16 protein-coding genes are annotated in these 16,269 nt (G+C 68.2%); 8 read left to right on the plus strand and 8 right to left on the minus strand.

Annotated features, from left to right (window positions below; translation table 11 throughout):
* Positions 1–13 precede the first annotated feature (13 nt).
* Positions 14–691: a FadR/GntR family transcriptional regulator gene (locus CQ040_RS20050; protein ID WP_028500787.1), complete on the minus strand. Its 678-nt coding sequence runs from the start codon at positions 689–691 to the stop codon at positions 14–16.
* Between the two features lie 46 nt (positions 692–737).
* Between CQ040_RS20050 and CQ040_RS20055 the strand changes: the two genes are divergently transcribed.
* Positions 738–1,712: an amidohydrolase gene (locus tag CQ040_RS20055; RefSeq protein WP_105528646.1), complete on the plus strand. Its 975-nt coding sequence runs from the start codon at positions 738–740 to the stop codon at positions 1,710–1,712.
* A 254-nt stretch (positions 1,713–1,966) separates the two neighbouring features.
* Here CQ040_RS20055 and CQ040_RS20060 read toward each other — a convergent pair whose 3' ends face one another.
* From CQ040_RS20060 to CQ040_RS20070, 3 genes are all read right to left on the minus strand, one after another.
* Positions 1,967–2,965: a DUF559 domain-containing protein gene (locus CQ040_RS20060; RefSeq protein WP_105528647.1), complete on the minus strand. Its 999-nt coding sequence runs from the start codon at positions 2,963–2,965 to the stop codon at positions 1,967–1,969.
* A 391-nt stretch (positions 2,966–3,356) separates the two neighbouring features.
* The gene (locus CQ040_RS20065) at positions 3,357–4,106 is read right to left on the minus strand and encodes an SDR family NAD(P)-dependent oxidoreductase (protein WP_374954154.1); all 750 of its coding nucleotides are present in this window, start codon (positions 4,104–4,106) and stop codon (positions 3,357–3,359) included.
* 5 nt (positions 4,107–4,111) lie between these two features.
* Positions 4,112–4,972, minus strand: coding sequence for a fumarylacetoacetate hydrolase family protein (locus CQ040_RS20070; protein WP_105528649.1), 861 nt, complete (start codon positions 4,970–4,972; stop codon positions 4,112–4,114).
* Positions 4,973–5,095: 123 nt separating this feature from the next.
* On the opposite strand from CQ040_RS20070, the gene CQ040_RS20075 reads away from it, so the two are divergent.
* Both CQ040_RS20075 and CQ040_RS20080 read left to right on the plus strand, forming a co-directional pair.
* On the plus strand, positions 5,096–6,391 hold the full coding sequence (locus CQ040_RS20075; protein ID WP_105528650.1) for an L-fuconate dehydratase: 1,296 nt from the start codon (positions 5,096–5,098) through the stop codon (positions 6,389–6,391).
* A complete protein-coding gene (locus CQ040_RS20080; protein ID WP_105528659.1) occupies positions 6,378–7,364 on the plus strand; it encodes an aldo/keto reductase in 987 nt (328 codons plus the stop codon). Before CQ040_RS20075 ends, CQ040_RS20080 begins: the two co-directional genes overlap by 14 nt.
* Before the next feature lie 17 nt (positions 7,365–7,381).
* Here CQ040_RS20080 and CQ040_RS20085 read toward each other — a convergent pair whose 3' ends face one another.
* Complete coding sequence (locus tag CQ040_RS20085) at positions 7,382–8,383, minus strand: LacI family DNA-binding transcriptional regulator (protein WP_105528651.1); 1,002 nt, start codon at positions 8,381–8,383, stop codon at positions 7,382–7,384.
* A gap of 196 nt (positions 8,384–8,579) precedes the next feature.
* Between CQ040_RS20085 and CQ040_RS20090 the strand changes: the two genes are divergently transcribed.
* The 5 genes from CQ040_RS20090 to CQ040_RS20110 all read left to right on the plus strand — a co-directional run bounded on the left by CQ040_RS20090 (position 8,580) and on the right by CQ040_RS20110 (position 13,949).
* Entirely contained in the window at positions 8,580–9,449 is an 870-nt protein-coding gene (locus CQ040_RS20090; protein WP_105528652.1) for a sugar phosphate isomerase/epimerase, read from the plus strand.
* Between the two features lie 200 nt (positions 9,450–9,649).
* Complete coding sequence (locus tag CQ040_RS20095; protein WP_105528653.1) at positions 9,650–11,152, plus strand: sugar ABC transporter ATP-binding protein; 1,503 nt, start codon at positions 9,650–9,652, stop codon at positions 11,150–11,152.
* Positions 11,152–12,186, plus strand: coding sequence for an ABC transporter permease (locus CQ040_RS20100; protein WP_028500777.1), 1,035 nt, complete (start codon positions 11,152–11,154; stop codon positions 12,184–12,186). The genes CQ040_RS20095 and CQ040_RS20100 overlap by 1 nt, the downstream gene beginning before the upstream one ends.
* Before the next feature lie 156 nt (positions 12,187–12,342).
* On the plus strand, positions 12,343–13,344 hold the full coding sequence (locus CQ040_RS20105; RefSeq protein ID WP_105528654.1) for an ABC transporter substrate-binding protein: 1,002 nt from the start codon (positions 12,343–12,345) through the stop codon (positions 13,342–13,344).
* Positions 13,345–13,430: 86 nt separating this feature from the next.
* The gene (locus CQ040_RS20110; protein ID WP_181157092.1) at positions 13,431–13,949 is read left to right on the plus strand and encodes a GNAT family N-acetyltransferase; all 519 of its coding nucleotides are present in this window, start codon (positions 13,431–13,433) and stop codon (positions 13,947–13,949) included.
* A 10-nt stretch (positions 13,950–13,959) separates the two neighbouring features.
* Here CQ040_RS20110 and CQ040_RS20115 read toward each other — a convergent pair whose 3' ends face one another.
* The 3 genes from CQ040_RS20115 to CQ040_RS20125 form a co-directional block, all read right to left on the minus strand.
* A complete protein-coding gene (locus CQ040_RS20115; RefSeq protein ID WP_258131726.1) occupies positions 13,960–14,256 on the minus strand; it encodes a putative quinol monooxygenase in 297 nt (98 codons plus the stop codon).
* Between the two features lie 68 nt (positions 14,257–14,324).
* Positions 14,325–15,296: a phosphotriesterase gene (locus CQ040_RS20120; protein WP_105528657.1), complete on the minus strand. Its 972-nt coding sequence runs from the start codon at positions 15,294–15,296 to the stop codon at positions 14,325–14,327.
* Entirely contained in the window at positions 15,296–16,255 is a 960-nt protein-coding gene (locus CQ040_RS20125; protein ID WP_105528658.1) for a shikimate dehydrogenase, read from the minus strand. The genes CQ040_RS20120 and CQ040_RS20125 overlap by 1 nt, the downstream gene beginning before the upstream one ends.
* Between the last annotated feature and the right edge of the window lie 14 nt (positions 16,256–16,269).

Genomic DNA, 16,269 nt, shown 5'->3' on the forward strand with positions numbered 1-16,269 from the left:
TTGAGGGGTGGGCTCAGGTCGCCGTGGCCTGACGCAGCCAGCGCTCGACGCCGGCGATGTGCGCGGTGGCGAGCGAAGTCGCGAGTCCGGCATCGCGCTGCGCGACGGCTTCGGCGATCGCCCGGTGCTCCGACAGGGTGCGCTCGACGGCTCCGCTCTCGGTGAGGCCACGCCACGCTCGGGCGCGCACCGTCTGACTGCTCAGGTGCTCGATCAGACTCGCGAGGTAGGCGTTGCCCGACATCGCCGCGATCTCCCGGTGGAAGCGGATGTCGTGGTCGACCAGCTCGTCGATGCTGACCGAGGCGTCGACGCGATCGACCTCGTCCTGCAGCTCGGAGAGCTGTTCGTCGGTGCCGAGCGTTGCCGCAAGGCCCGTGGCCTGCGACTCCAGCATCCGCCGCACGGCGAAGATCTCGAGCATCGAGTCGTCGTCGTGCATGTCGACGACGAACGAGATCGCCTCCAGCAGCAGATGCGGTTCGAGGCTCGTGACGTAGGTACCGTCGCCCCGGCGCACATCCAGGACCCGGATGACCTCCAGCGCCTTGACCGCCTCGCGCATGGAGCTGCGGGAGAGGCCGAGCCGTTCGGACAGCTCCTTCTCGGGGGGAAGCCGATCGCCCGGGGCGAGCTCGCCCGCCACGATCATCGCCTTGATCTTCTCGATCGCCTCGTCGGTGACTGCCATGGCGTCATCCTAGCGATTGATCGGATGTCTCCGGCAGGATGGAGCCATGCGCGTTCTCGATTCACATCTGCATCTCTGGGATCCGGAGGTTCTGACCTACACCTGGCTCGAAGGCCCGATGGCGTACCGGTTCGCCGACCTCGAGCTCGAGCTCGCCCGTCTGCAGCAGGCCGAGCCGGAGAAGTGCGTGTTCGTGCAGGCCGAGACCGTCGAAGATGATTTCCTCGACGAGGTGCGCTGGGTTGCAGGGTTGGCGCCGGCGCTGGGGGTCGTGGGCATCGTCGCCGGCATCCGTCTCGATCGGGGAACCGACACCATCGCGCACCTGGAAGGTCTCGCGGCTGAGCCCCTCGTCGTCGGCGTGCGACACAACCTGCAGGGCGAGCCCGACGGACTCGCCGTCTCGGCGGCGTTCGTGACCGGTGCACGGGAGGTCGCGGCGCGTGGCCTGACCTTCGACGCGTGCGTGCGGGCCGATCAGCTCCCCGAGATCGCCCGTTTCGCCGGAGCGATCCCTGAGCTGCAGATCGTGCTCGACCACCTCGGGAAGCCCGCCGTCGGCACCGCTGCGGCTCCGCTCGCTCCCTCGGCGGAGTGGGCGCGTGACCTCGCCGAGATCGCCCGCCATCCGCACACCTCCTGCAAGCTCTCGGGGCTGCCGGGTGAGGCCGGAGGGGATTGGAGTGCCGAGCAGCTGGAGCCGTTCCTCGACGTGGCCGCGGATGCCTTCGGCGTCGAGCGGCTGATGTGGGGGAGCGACTGGCCCGTCTCGGTGATCGGTCCGGCCGAACCCGGTGACCCGCACGCGCCGGAGGATGGCTCTGCGACCTACCAGCCGACCGCGCGATCGCGCTGGGCTGATGCCGTGATCGCCTGGGCGGAGTCGCGGGGCCACGACCTCGACGCGCTCCTGTGGCGCAACGCCGAACAGTTCTACGGCACAGACAAGCCGCGGCAGGTGTCATCTGTCGAGGTTCCGCGTGCCGGCATCCGGGGGTGGCTCCGCGGCCATCGCGGCTGAGCGTCGGCTCGGCGGCGCGTCGGTCTCTGTGGTTCCGGTCGCTGCGGCGGCTTCCGGTCGCAGTTGCTGCCGGGGCGTCGGTCTCTGTGGTTCCGGTCGCAGTTGCTGCCGGGGGCGTCGGTCTCTGTGGTTCCGGTCGCAGTTGCTGCCGGGGGCGTCACTCTCTGTGCTTCCGGTCGCAGTTGTTGCCGTGAGGCCGGCTCCGAGGCGGCGCCAACTGCGACCGGAACGCGCGGGGTGTGGGCCAAGCGGCGTCAGCTGCGACCGGAACCGATGCCGGGCGAGCTGACGAGAGCACGTCGGATTCGCAGGATCAGGTCGTCCGGGCGTGCGATGAGGACGCTGGTGACCTCGATCACTGTCCAGCCTGCGGCCCGAAGCGCCTCGATCCGCTCGACATCTGCGGCGTAGCGCTGGGCGTGCCGGATCCCCTGATACTCGATCGCGACCTTCCGGGCCGGATACGCGAGGTCTACGCAGGCGAGGAACCGGCCGTCGTCATCATAGACATCGACGTTGAGCTCCGGTTCAGGTAGGCCTGCCCGCACGATGTGACACCGCAGCGTGGATTCGCGCGCAGACCAGGAGTCCTCGCGGACGAGTTCGATCGCCTGTCGAAGTCGGGTGGCGCCGACGCGGCGTCCGAGTTCGACCGCGCTGCGTAGCCGTTCCACCGTCGAATAGGAGGCCTTGCCGGGATCCGGTCGGCCGTATCCGACCCGCCAGACGCGACAGAAGTAGTCGCCGAGGGCCACGAGGTCGAGCAGACTCCAGGTTCCGAGACCGGCGAACGTCAGCTCCGGGCTGGCGACCGTCAGCCCAGATGGGTGGAGAAGACGGGCAGCGGGTGCGCGAAGTCGATGAGCTCGTACTCCGTCCGCGCGGACAAGAGGCCCAGAACCGAGGGTGGTGACGTGTACCGGGAGTGTGCGCCCGTCGGCGGGCTGTCCGTCAGCGAGGGCCAGAGGCATGGGACCGCCCCAGATCGCGACGGCGCTCTCGTGGCTGAGGAACTGACCCGAGCGCAGCCGAGGGCCGTACTCGTGCGCGCGGATGCGTCTCTCGACCTGTTGCCGCTCGAAGGAATCGAGTTCGTCGCGAACGGTAGCAGTTCGCGCCAGCCGCCGAACGCCACGGAACGGAGTCTCGAGGTCGCCCCTCCGCAGGCGGCCGGCGTTGATTCCCGCATCCAGCGCCTGTCGCACGGAGAACGACGCACCGAGATGTGCGGGAAGTGGGCGAGACGGAGTCATCGCGCCACGATCGCAGGATTGCACGGTCGCTGCTGCGGCTTTCCACAGGTGGTTCGGGTGCCGTGCTTCCGGTCGCGGTTGCCGCCGTCCGGGGTCGGTCTCGACGCTTCCGGTCGCAGTTGCGGCTTTCCACAGGTGGCTCGAGTGTCGTGCTTCCGGTCGCAGTTGCTGCCGTGGAGCGGGCTCCGAGACGGCGTCAAGTGCGACCGGAACGTGCGGGGGCGGCGCCAACTGCGACCGGAAGCCGGAAGCGCGACCGGAACGTGCGGGGGTGTGGGGCGGACGGCGTCAACTGCGACCGGAACCCGGAAGCCGGAAGCCGGAAGCCGGAACCCGGAACCCGGAACCCGGAAGCCGGAACCCGGAAGCGCGACCGGAACCCGGAAGCGGGCTACTCCGCGCGCAGGCGCAGCTGGGCCATGCCGCCGTCGACCTCGATGAAGGTTCCGGTGGTCGAGCCGGCTGCGGGGCTCACGAGATACGCGACTGCGGCGGCGACCTCGTCGGGGCTGACCAGGCGTCCGTGCGGCTGGCGCGCTTCGAGGGCCGCGCGCTCGGCGGCGGGGTCGGCAGCCGAGTCGAGCAGTCGGCCCACCCACGGGGTGTCGGCGGTGCCGGGGTTGACCGCGTTCACACGGATGCCCTCGCGCAGATGGTCGGCGGCCATCGCGCGGGTGAGGGCCGCGACGGCACCCTTCGACGCGCTGTAGAGCGCGCGCAGGGGCAGTCCGGTGGTGGAGGCGATGGATGCCGTGTTGCACACCGCGGCCGACGGAGACTCCCGCAGCCAGGGGAGGGCTGCCGAGGTGACGCGGGCGATGCCGGTGACGTTGACCGAGAGCACGCGGGCCCATTCGTCGTCGTCGTTGGCTGCGATGTCGCCCTGCGCACCGATCCCGGCGTTGTTGACGACGATGTCGATGCGTCCGAACCTCTCGGCGACGGCGGCCACCGCGGCGTCGACGCTCGCGCGGTCGGAGACATCGGCCGTGAAGGCGGCGAAGGCGGGGTCGGCCGCGGCGGTGTCGCGGTCGAGGACGGCGATGGTCGCCCCATCGGCGTGCAGGCGCTGGGCGATCGCCGCGCCGATTCCGGATGCTCCGCCGGTGACGATCGCCACCAGTCCGTCCAGTCCGTTCAATGCGCTCACTTCTGGGCCTCCCATGCCACGAATTCCTGCCGCTGACGGCCGAGGCCGTCGATCTCGATCTCGACCACGTCGCCGGCGGCGAGGTAGGGGTACTTCCCCGACAGGGCGACGCCCTGCGGGGTGCCGGTGAGGATCAGGTCGCCGGGCTCGAGCGTCACGTACTGCGACAGGTGGTGCACGATGTGCTCGACCGTGAAGATCATGTCGCTCGTGTTCGAGTCCTGCCGCGGCTCACCGTTCACGAAACTGCGAAGGCCGAGCGCCTGATGGTCGACCTCGTCGGGGGTGACCAGCCACGGGCCGGTCGGGTTGAAGCCAGGGGCGATCTTGCCCTTCGACCACTGTCCTCCCGACACCTCGATCTGGAACGCCCGCTCGGAGACGTCGTTCGCGGCGACGAAGCCGGCGACGTGGGCGAGCGACTCCTCGGGGGAGTCGAGGTACGAGGCGCGGGTGCCGATCACGATGCCGAGCTCGACCTCCCAGTCGGTCTTCTCGCTGCCGCGGGGGATCGTCACGGAATCGTTCGGGCCGACGACCGTGTTCGGCGTCTTGAGAAAGAGGATCGGGATGGTCGGCGGCTCCGAGCCCGACTCGGCGGCGTGGGCCGCATAGTTCATGCCGATGCAGATCACGGCGCTCGGGCGGGCGATCGGGGCGCCGATGCGCATCGATGCGGCATCCGCGAGCTCCGGAAGCTCTCCGGCTTCGCGGGCGGCTGCCACGCGGGCGACGAAGTCGCTCTCGAGGAAATCGCCGTTCACGTCGGATGTTACGGAGCGGAGGTCGAGGTATCGGTCGCCCTCCACGAGGACGGGGATCTCATTCCCGGGGGTGCCGAGCCGCGCGAACTTCATGTTTCTCCTGATCGGTCGGGAGGCCGCGACGACGCGGCCGGTCTCGTTGACAGTATAGACATCGGATGTTTACACTCCAAGAGATCCGCACGGAGAAATCACCCGTGCATGGAGAGGAATCCCGTGAGCCGTATCGTCGCCCTCGACACCACCGACATCCGCTTCCCCACGTCCCTGAGCCTGGACGGTTCGGATGCGATGAACCCCGACCCCGACTACTCGGCCGCGTACGTCATCGTGCGCACGGATGCCACTGACGACATCGAGGGCCACGCCTTCGTCTTCACGATCGGCCGCGGCAACGACGTGCAGGTCGCGGCGATCGACGCGCTCGCCGGTCACCTGGTCGGGCGCGAGATCGAGCCGCTGCTCGACGACATGGGCGGCACGTTCCGCGACATCATCGGCGACTCGCAGCTGCGGTGGCTGGGGCCTGAGAAGGGCGTCATGCACATGGCCATCGGCGCGGTCATCAACGCGCTGTGGGACATCAAGGCCAAGCGCGCGGGGCTCCCGCTCTGGCAGCTGCTGGCCCGGATGACGCCTGCGGAACTCGTCGACCTCGTCGACTTCCGCTACCTCACCAACGCGCTCACCCGCGAGGATGCCCTCGAGATCCTGCGGGCTGCCGAACCCGGTCGCGCGGAGCGGGAGCAGCAGCTGCTCGCGACCGGATACCCGGGTTACACGACGAGCCCCGGCTGGCTCGGCTACTCCGACGAGAAGCTCGAGCGCCTGGCCCGCGAGGCCATGGCCGACGGCTTCACGCAGATCAAGCTCAAGGTCGGCGCCGACCTCGACGACGACATCCGCCGCTTCCGCAAGGCCCGCGAGGTGTGCGGCCCCGACTTCCCGATCGCGATCGACGCCAACCAGCGCTGGGAGGTGTCGGAGGCGATCGAGTGGGTGAACGCGCTCGCCGAATTCCATCCCGCCTGGATCGAGGAGCCCACCAGCCCCGACGACGTGCTCGGCCACGCCGAGATCGCCCGTGGTGTCGCCCCCATCCGTGTCGCGACCGGCGAGCACGCCCAGAACCGCGTCATCTTCAAGCAGCTGCTGCAGGCCGAGGCGATCTCGGTCATGCAGATCGATGCCGTGCGCGTCGCCGGAGTGAACGAGAACATCGCGAACCTGCTGCTCGCCGCCAAGTTCGACGTGCCGGTGTGCCCGCACGCGGGTGGCGTCGGCCTGTGCGAGGCCGTGCAGCACCTGTCGATGTTCGACTTCGTCGCGGTCACCGGCACTCGCGAGGGCCGCATGATCGAGTTCGTCGACCACCTGCACGAGCACTTCGTCGTGCCCACCGACATCCAGGGCGGCTCGTACATGGCGCCGACCGCGCCGGGAAGCGGCATGGAGATGAAGGCCGACAGCATCGCGACCTACACCTGGACGGGTGCGCATGTCGGCGCCTGATCTGAGCGGAGTGCCTGACCGCCTGGCGGTTCCCACGCTGGGCTACGGTGCCGCGAACGTCGGCAACCTGTTCCGCCCGCTGTCCGACGACGAGGCCTGGGCCGTGCTGGATGCGGCGTGGGAGAGCGGCATCCGCTTCTACGACACCGCGCCGCACTACGGCCTCGGGCTCTCCGAGCGTCGGCTCGGGGCCTTCCTGCAGACCAAGCCGCGGGGCGACTACGTGCTCTCTACCAAGACCGGGCGTCTGCTGCGACCGAACCCCGACCGCACCGGCGGCCTCGACACCGCGAACGACTTCCACGTGCCGGACGACTTGCAGCGCGTGTGGGACTTCTCGGCGGAGGGCATCCGCACCAGCGTCGATGAGTCCCGCGAGCGGCTCGGCATCGAGCACATCGACCTGCTCTACCTGCACGACCCCGAGCGGCACGACCTCGACCTCGCGCTCGCCGAAGCCCTTCCGGCCATGGAGCAGCTGCGCGCCGACGGCGAGGTGACCGCGATCGGCATCGGCTCGATGGTGTCGGATGCTCTCGCCGCTGCCGTGCGCTCGGCCGACCTCGACCTGATCATGGTGGCCGGCCGGTACACGCTGCTCGAACAGCCCGCCGCGGTCGACGTGCTCCCCGCCTGCCGCGAGACCGGGACCGGGATCGTCGCCGCTTCGGTGTTCAACTCCGGGCTGCTCGCGTCGAGCGAGCCGCGTCGTGACGGGCGCTACGAGTACGGGCAGCTTCCGGACGAGCTGTGGGACCGACTCGTCCGCATCGCCGCCGTATGCGCCGACCACGGTGTGCCGCTGCCCGCTGCGGCGCTCCAGTTCCCGCTGCAGTCCGACGTCGTGCGCTCGGTCGTGGTGGGCGGCAGTCGTCCGGCGCAGTTGCAGCAGAACGCGGAGTACGCCGCGCTCGAGATCCCGACGGCGCTGTGGGAGAACCTCGCCGCGGAAGGGCTCATCCCCGCGACCTGAACCGGCGGTTCCTCCGCTCAGCGACCGACGGTCGATTCCCGCACGATGAGCTCGGCGGGGAACGGCGTCGTCGCGGGTGGTGGAGCCGTGGGGTCGGCGAGCTGCTGCAAGAGGGCGGCCCCGGCGGCTCGGCCGATCTCGTAGCCGGGCTGCCGCACGCTCGTGAGCGGCACGACTCCCTGGTGCGCGTGGGCGACGTCGTCGAAGCCCACGAGTGCGATCTCCTCCGGCACCCGGACGCCGTGGCGCAGCAGCTGCGTGAGCACCCCGAGTGCGACCAGGTCGTTCGCGGCGAACACCGCGTCAGGGCGCTCGGACACCGGCATCGCGATGATCTGCGCACCAGCATGCAGGCCGTCTTCGGTCGCCAGGTGCGGGACGTCGATGACCGACACGGTCGCGTCGGTGCCCGCCGCTGCTTCCCGGAGGCCGGCCAGGCGGTCGTTCGACTGACTCACCGCCGGGCTGCCGAGGAACAGGATGCGCCGCCGGCCGAGTTTCACGAGATGCTCTCCGGCGAGTCGCCCGCCGCCACGATCGTCGAAGAGGACGGAGGCGACCTTGGACGAAGCGCGGATCGGACCAACGACGACCGAGCGGATGCCGCGGTCGGCGAGCGCTTCCAGACGCGGGACCACGTCGCCGAGCGGGTAGATGACGATGCCCTGCACCCGGTGCGCCTCGAACATGTCGAGGTTGCGCCGCTCCTGCGCGTCGTCACGGTTGCTGTTGCTGAAGAAGAGCGACCAACCGCCCTCGCGTGCCACGTCTTCGACCCCGCGCGAGAGCTCATGGAAGTAGGGCAGCCAGGCGTCGAGAAGGATGAGCGCGAGGGCCTTGCTCGACCCTGCGCGCAGCTGCCGTGCCGATTCGTTGGGCACGAAGCCGAGCTGCTCGATCGCCGCCCGCACCCGTTCGCGGCTCGCGGCTCCGAGCACATGCGGGTGGTTGAGGTAGTTCGACACGGTGGAAGAGGAGACCCCGGCGAGGGCGGCGACGTCTTTGACGCTCGCTGGCATGGTGCTCCTTCATCGTCGCCGCGTCGATCGGGGTTCCGGACCGCGTCGGCGGCCTCAGGATATCGGACGAGTTGCAACGTGCCAAGAAAGTTCTTGACAGGGCTTGCCCGCGCGACGTAGCGTGACTCGCACACCGGACTTGCAACGTGCCAAGTCCGAACGGCGACGGTGCCGCACACCCGCTGTGAGAGGTCTCATGAACATCGGCTGCCACGGGCTCGTCTGGACAGGGAACTTCGATGCCGACGGCATCCGTCTGGCGGTGCAGAAGACGAAGGAAGCGGGTTTCGACCTCATCGAGTTCCCGCTGATGGATCCGTTCTCGTTCGACGTCGCCGTCGCGAAAGACGCGCTGGAGGAGTACGACCTCGCCGTCAGCGCATCGCTCGGACTCTCGGAGGCGACGGATGTGACCAGCTCCGACCCCGCGATCGTCGCGGCAGGCGAAGCACTCCTGATCAAGGCCGTCGACGTGCTCGCAGACCTCGGCGGACAGCATTTCTGCGGGGTGATCTACAGCGCCATGAAGAAGTACATGGAGCCCGTGACCGCCGAGGGGCTCGCGAGCAGCAAGGCCGCGATCGCCCGCGTCGCCGACCATGCGGCCGAGCGCGGAGTGTCGGTCTCGCTCGAGGTCGTGAACCGCTACGAGACGAACGTGCTGAACACCGCGCGTCAGGCCCTGGCCTATGTCGCCGAGGTCGATCGGCCGAACCTCGGGATCCATATCGACACGTACCACATGAACATCGAGGAGTCGGATATGTTCGCCCCCGTCCTCGACGCCGCCCCCGCGCTGCGCTACGTGCACATCGGCGAGAGCCACCGCGGCTACCTCGGCACCGGCACCGTCGACTTCGACACGTTCTTCAAGGCTCTCGGGCGCATCGGCTACGACGGACCGATCGTGTTCGAGTCGTTCTCGTCTGCGGTGGTCGCTCCGGACCTCAGCCGGATGCTCGGCATCTGGCGGAACCTCTGGAACGACAACGTCGAGCTCGGCGCCCACGCCAACGCGTACATCCGCGACAAGCTCGTGGCGGTCGAGTCGATCCGGTTCCACTGAGACCGATCCGAGACCGATCCGGGGCGGATCGGTGGCGGAAGATCAAGATGTCATTACAGGTCTTCCCATTCCCGCCGACCTTAGATACATTTAGATACAACTTGCGCTTCCCGTAGCGTAGGACGCAGAATTGATCCGATGTTTGCGACGGAATGATCCGTCGACATCGAAGCAGAACCTTCAAGGAAGCAGGTGAGCGCATGAGTGGACCCATCCTCCGGGTCGAGGGGATCAGCAAAGGATTCCCCGGCGTGCAGGCGCTGAAAGACGTGCACCTCGAGGTGCACGCCGGCGAGGTGCTCGTGCTCGTGGGCGAGAACGGCGCCGGCAAGTCGACGCTGATGAAGATCCTCTCCGGGATCTACACCAAGGACGAGGGCACGATCACGTTCGAGGGCCGCGAGGTCGAGCTCACCGGGCCCCTCCAGGCGCAGGAGCTCGGAATCACGATCATCCATCAGGAGCTCAACCTGATGCCCGATCTCACAGTCGCGCAGAACATCTACGTGGGGCGCGAACCCACCACGGGCCCGTTCCTGTCGGAGCGCAAGCTGAACTCGCAGACCGCGGAGCTGCTCAAGCGCCTCGACATCAACCTGAACCCGCGACAGCTCGTCGGCGAGCTCACGGTGGCCGAGCAGCAGATGGTCGAGATCGCCAAGGCCCTGTCGTTCAACGCCAAGGTCCTCATCATGGACGAGCCGACCTCCGCGCTCACCGACACCGAGGTCGAGACGCTGTTCGTCCTGATCGAGCAGCTCAAGACGCGGGGCACCGGGATCGTCTACATCTCGCACCGCATGGACGAGCTGCGCCGTCTGGCCGATCGTGTGACCGTCCTTCGAGACGGCACATACATCGGATCACTCGACAAAGCCGAGATCACCATCCCGACGATCATCGAGATGATGGTCGGGCGCGCGATCGACGAGGGAACCCGGCCGAAGGCCCGCGAGCACGCGAACGACCCCGTGGTGCTCGAAGTGGAGGGGCTGTCGACGAAGAACCTCCTGAAAGACGTCTCGTTCCAGCTGCACAAGGGTGAGATCCTCGGTTTCGCCGGGCTCATGGGTGCAGGGCGCACCGAGACCGCGCGTGCGGTGATCGGTGCGGACCACCGCGACGGCGGCACGATCGCCATCGGCGGACGCCAGGTGCGCATCTCCCAGCCGGCGGATGCCGTGCACCACGGTCTCGGTTATCTCTCGGAGGACCGCAAGCTCCTCGGCCTCATGCTCGAGCAGGATGTGACGTTCAACACCGTGCTCGCCTCTCTCGGCTCCTACGCCAACGGGATCGGCTGGATGGGCGACAGCAAGGCGAAGAACCGCACCAAGGAATACGTGCAGCAGCTGCGCGTGAAGACGCCATCGGTCAACCAGGTCGTCAAGCTCCTCTCCGGAGGGAACCAGCAGAAGGTCGTCATCGCCCGGTGGCTGATGCGCGACTGCGACATCCTCATCTTCGACGAACCGACCAGAGGGATCGACGTCGGCGCGAAGGAAGAGATCTACCGCCTGATGCAGCAGCTCGCTGACGCAGGCAAATCCATCATCGTCATCTCATCCGAGCTCCCGGAGATCCTCCGCGTGGCGAACCGCATCGCGGTGTTCGCCAACGGCCGCATCACCGGGACGCTCCGCAACGAGGAAGCAAGCCAGGAGAAGATCATGCAACTCGCAGCCCACGGGGAGGAAGACTGATGAGCGCTCCACAGCAGCCCGGATCGTCGACGACGACGATCATCCAGACCGCGGTGAACGAGAACACCGATAAGAGAGATGTCGGCGCGTTCCTGAAGCGCCAGCTCCAGCAGTCGCTGGCGTTCGGCACGCTCATCGTGCTCGTCATCTTCTTCTCGATCGCCAGCCCGAACTTCTTCACCTTCAGCAACATCGCCACGGTGCTGCTGTCGACCGCCGTCATCGGCATCCTGGCCCTCGGCACGACCTTCGTCATCATCACCGGCGGCATCGACCTGTCGATCGGCACCGGCATGGCGCTGTGCGCCGTGATGACGGGTGTGTTCGTGACGAACATGGGGCTCCCGGTCTGGGTCGGCGTGATCGGCGGTGTGTTGACCGGTGTGCTGATGGGGCTCGTGAACGGCGTCAACATCACGTTCCTCCGCCTGCCCCCGTTCATCGCCACGCTCGCGATGATGATGATCGCCGGTGGTCTTGCGCTGGTCATCTCCAACGTCTCGCCGATCTACTTCTCCACCTCGGCACCCGACTTCAAGAAGATCGCCCTCGGCGTGATCATCCCCGGCATCCCCAACGCCGTGCTCATCACCGCCGTCGTCGCGATCATCGCCTGGCTGGTGCTGTCGAAGACGCTGCTCGGACGGTACACGTTCGCGATCGGCTCGAACGAAGAGGCCACGCGCCTCTCGGGCGTCAACACCCGTCGTTGGACGATCCTCATCTACATGTTCGCCGGCGCCTTCACCGGTATCGCCGGCATCGTGATCGCCTCCCGTCTCGATTCGGCGCAGCCGCAGATCGGCACCGGATACGAGCTGCAGGCGATCGCCGCCGTCATCATCGGTGGCACCTCGCTGCTGGGCGGACGCGGATCCATCCTCGGCACCGTCATCGGCGCGCTGATCATGAGCGTGCTCGTGAACGGCCTGCGCATCATGTCGATCCAGTCCGAGTGGCAGAACATCGTCGTCGGCATCGTCGTGCTGCTCGCGGTCTTCCTCGACTCGCTCCGCAACCGACAGCGCACCTGAGATCTGGACGGCGGCGAAACCCGTGCCCGTCGTCGTCCTCCGGCCCCGGCCGAATCCCGCGGAGCGATCCGCACAGGCACCTGGAATGCACACAGCGCCGGCTCGTCCGGCATCCACACAGAACAAACCGATTCGTACCCAAACAATGGAGTTTTCATGAAATTCGGGAAGAAGACCGCATTCGCGGCCCTCGTGGCCGCATCCGCACTGGTGTTCGCCGGCTGTGCCGGCGGTGGCGGCGACGTGATCGACGAAGGCTCGAGCAGCGGCGGAAGCAGCGACGGCGAGATGTACATCGCGCTGGTCTCGAAGGGCTTCCAGCACCAGTTCTGGCAGGCCGTCAAGAAGGGCGCAGAGGACAAGGCCGAAGAGCTCGGCGTCAAGATCACGTTCGAAGGCCCCGCGGCCGAGACCGAGATCGCCGCTCAGCTCGAGATGCTGACCGCCGCGATCGACAAGAACCCGGATGCCATCGCCTACGCCGCCCTCGACCCCGAGGCGTGCGTCGCCCCGCTCGAGCAGGCCAAGGCGAAGGACATCCCCGTCGTCTACTTCGACGCTCCCTGCAACGGTGACGTCGGGCTCAGCCTGTCGGCCACCGACAGCAAGGTCGCCGGTGCACTCGCGGCCGAGCACATGGCCGAGCTGATCGGCGGCGAGGGCCAGGTCGCGATCGTCGGCCACTCGCAGATCAACTCGACCGGTGTCGAGCGTCGTGACGGCTTCGTCGACAAGATCAAGGCGGACTACCCCGACATCGAGATCGTCGACATCCAGTACGGTGACGGCGACCACCTCAAGTCGGCTGACATCGCCAAGACCCTGATCGCGGCTCACCCCGACCTCAAGGGCATCTACGGCACCAACGAAGGCTCGGCCATCGGCGTCGTGAACGCCGTGAACGAGCTGGGCCTCGAGAAGGGCAAGATCACGATCGTCGGCTTCGACTCCGGCGCAGCGCAGATCAACGCCATCAAGGACGGCACCATGGCCGGCGCCATCACGCAGGACCCGATCGGCATCGGCGCACAGGTCGTGCAGGCCGCGTACGACGCCGCGAACGGTGAGTCGGTCGAGAAGTTCTACGACACCGGTTCGTACTGGTACGACAAGACCAACATCGACGACCCGAAGATCGCGGCAGTCCTCTACGAGTGACACCGCTTTCATGAAGAAGCCCCTCAACTTCGGGTGGGGGGCTTCTTCGTGTCCGGGGTGTGGCATGTGATCGCTACGCTGTCCGGGTGGAGATCGTGCTGCGCCCGCTGGTCGCCTCGGACGCGGAGACTCTCGCCTCCTGGGCGATCGATCCCGTGTTCTGCGCCCACGCCGGATGGACGCTGCATCCCTCTGTCGATGACGCGATTCCGTGGTGGCGTCAGGCGATCGCGGAGCCGGACCCGTTGTTGACGCGGCTTCTGGCTCTCCACGACGGCGAGCCGGTCGGCCATGTCGATCTGTATGGGGGCGAGGAGGGCGTCCGCGAGCTCGGATTTCTCATCGGACCCTCGGGGCAGTGGCATCGAGGGCGGGGAACGGCGGCGGCAGTCGCCGGCCTCGAATACGGGTTCACCGAGCTCGGACTCTCCCGTATCTGGGCTGAGGCGCTGGAAGCCAACGTCGGATCGGTGCGGATTCTCCGACGTCTCGGAATGCGTGAGACCGGCTTCGGCGCCGTCGAAGAGTTTCTGGGGGCATCGTCCACCTACCTCCAGTTCAGCCTTTCGCGTGACGACTGGATGGCGGATCGTCGACCGGAGTGATGGTCGCGGATCAGAGGCGGCGGAGGAAGGTGAGCTGCGATGACGGTTCGACGATGAGCTCCTGCAGCGCCGCGTTGAAGGGGATGCCTGCGGGGGCGGCGATGTGCGCCTGGAACGCCGCCTCGTCGCGATAGACCTCGTAGACGAAGAAGCGGTCGGGGTCGTCGACGAGGCGGGTGGCGTCGAACACGACGTTGCCCTCCTCGGCGCGCACGCCCTCGGCGAAGTCGCGCAGCAGGGCCGCCACGCGGTCACCTGTTCCGGGCTGGGCGGTGAAGGTGGCGTGCAGGATGGTCGGCTCGGACACGGTGTCTCCTCGGGGGTGTCGGGAGTGGAGGCGGATGCTCATGGCCATGCTCGTGCGCAGGGAGGGGATCAGGGCGTGAGGGTCAGCAGGCGGGCCGGGGTGGTCACGAGCATCCGGTGCACGGCTTCGTCGCCGACGGCCGCGCGCAGGCGGGGGAGGTAGCGGTCGCCGAGGTAGGCGAGTCCGGGCAGGCCGCCGTACGCGATGTACCGCGTGCGCCGGGCCACGTCGCCGCCGAGCACGATCCGATGGCCGGCGCCGCGCTCCACCACCGCAACCGTCAGGGCGAGCAGCTCGGCGTCGGAGCGGGTGCGCGGACGAGCGAAGCCGTCGTAGCCGAGGTGGGCTCCGCGTTCGGCGAGCGACACGTGCAGCCCGGGGTCGGGGTCGCGGTCGGCGTGTGCGAGCACGACCCGGTCGGCGGACACACCCTCGGCCCCGAGCAGGTCGAGCACCTCGTGGGCCGCAGTGCCGAACTCCAGATGCACCATGACCGGAGCGCCTGTCGCACGGTGCGCCTCGGCCACGGCGATCAGGGTGGTGCGCTCGAACGGACTGATGCGCCAGTAGTCGGCGCCGCCCTTGAGGAGTCCGGCGCGTACGGGGGCGCCATCGGGCGCTGCGGCGAGAGACACATCCGGCGTCTCGAAGATCTCCCCGTCGTCGGCGGGCATGCCGCGCGTGATGTCGGCGATGAAGAGGGCGGCCAGACGATCGGCGGTCCACACCTGCATCGGGTGATCCACACCGTAGTGAGCCTCGCGGTGTCGGCCGGTCGTCGCGACGATGTGCATCCCGGTCGTCGCGCTGATGCGCACCAGGGCTGCGGGGTCGCGCGCGAGGCCGAACGGGGTGGCATCCACCATCGCCTCGAACCCGCTCGCCTGCAGCAGGGCCGCCTCTTCGCCCGAGGCCTTCTCGTCGTCGAGCTCATCGCCCGGCAGCAACGGCGAGACCTGGAACAGGTGCTCGTGATAATCCACCCGCCCGAGCAGCGCCGGGTCGATGTCACCGAGCACCGTGCGGACGACGGCGGACATCAGCGCACCGACTCCGCGGCATCGGCGAGTCGCTCGACGACCTCGGGGGTGAGGTCGAGCTCGAACACGTCGGCCACCACCTGCGACCAGCCGTGGATGAAGTAGCGCCAGCCGTCGACCACATGCAGCCCGCGGGCGGATGCCTGCGCTTCGGCCTGGTGGAGGAACTCGAGCGAGCCTCGGTAATTGAACTCCCACGCGTACGCGCCCTCGGGGAACACCACCGCGTCGGTCAGCGGCGAGCCGGGGCGGTCCTTGCCGAGCCCGGTCGCGTTGGCGATGACGGAACCCGCGGGGGCGGCGGCCACGAGGGCATCGGCCTCTGCGGGGGAGGCGGTCACGACGTACTCGATCAGCCCCTCGCGCGTGCCGTGCTTGCGATGAACCTCGCGCAGGTGGTCGAGCTTGTCCTGCGTGCGGGCGGTGACCGTGATCTTCACCGGGGCGTCTTCGCGTTCGGCCAGTGCCCAGCTCAGGGCGGTGCCCGAGCCTCCGGCGCCGAGGATCACGACCGCAGCCCCCGTGCGGGCGAAGTGATCGGCGGGAAGGAAGTCGTTCAGCGCGAGGTCGACCGTGATCGGATCCTTGGCCCGCCCCGACAGGACGCGGCCGCGCTTGGAGATGCTGGAGATCTCGGAGCACGACACCGCGAAGGGGTCGAGCTCGTCGAACAGGTCGGAGGCCGCGGCGCACACGTTCATCTTGTGCGTGGTCACGAGGGCCCCGCGGTGGTGCGGGTCGTCGCGGATCTGCTCGACCATCGCGCGGTACTGCGCGGGATCGGCATCCATCGGCAGGTCGTGGCCGACCAGGGTGCGGGTCGGGAGCCCGAGGATGTCGGCCCAGAGCGGGAAGACCTTCATGATCGACGACGACGCGGTGGTCACCCCGACGAAGCCCATGTAGTCGGCGGATGCAGGAGCGGGGGCGGTGGCGACGACGTCGGCGGTGGTGGTCATCGGGTCTCCTCGGG

Source organism: Microbacterium sp. MYb54 (assembly GCF_002979515.1).
GTDB lineage: Bacteria > Actinomycetota > Actinomycetes > Actinomycetales > Microbacteriaceae > Microbacterium.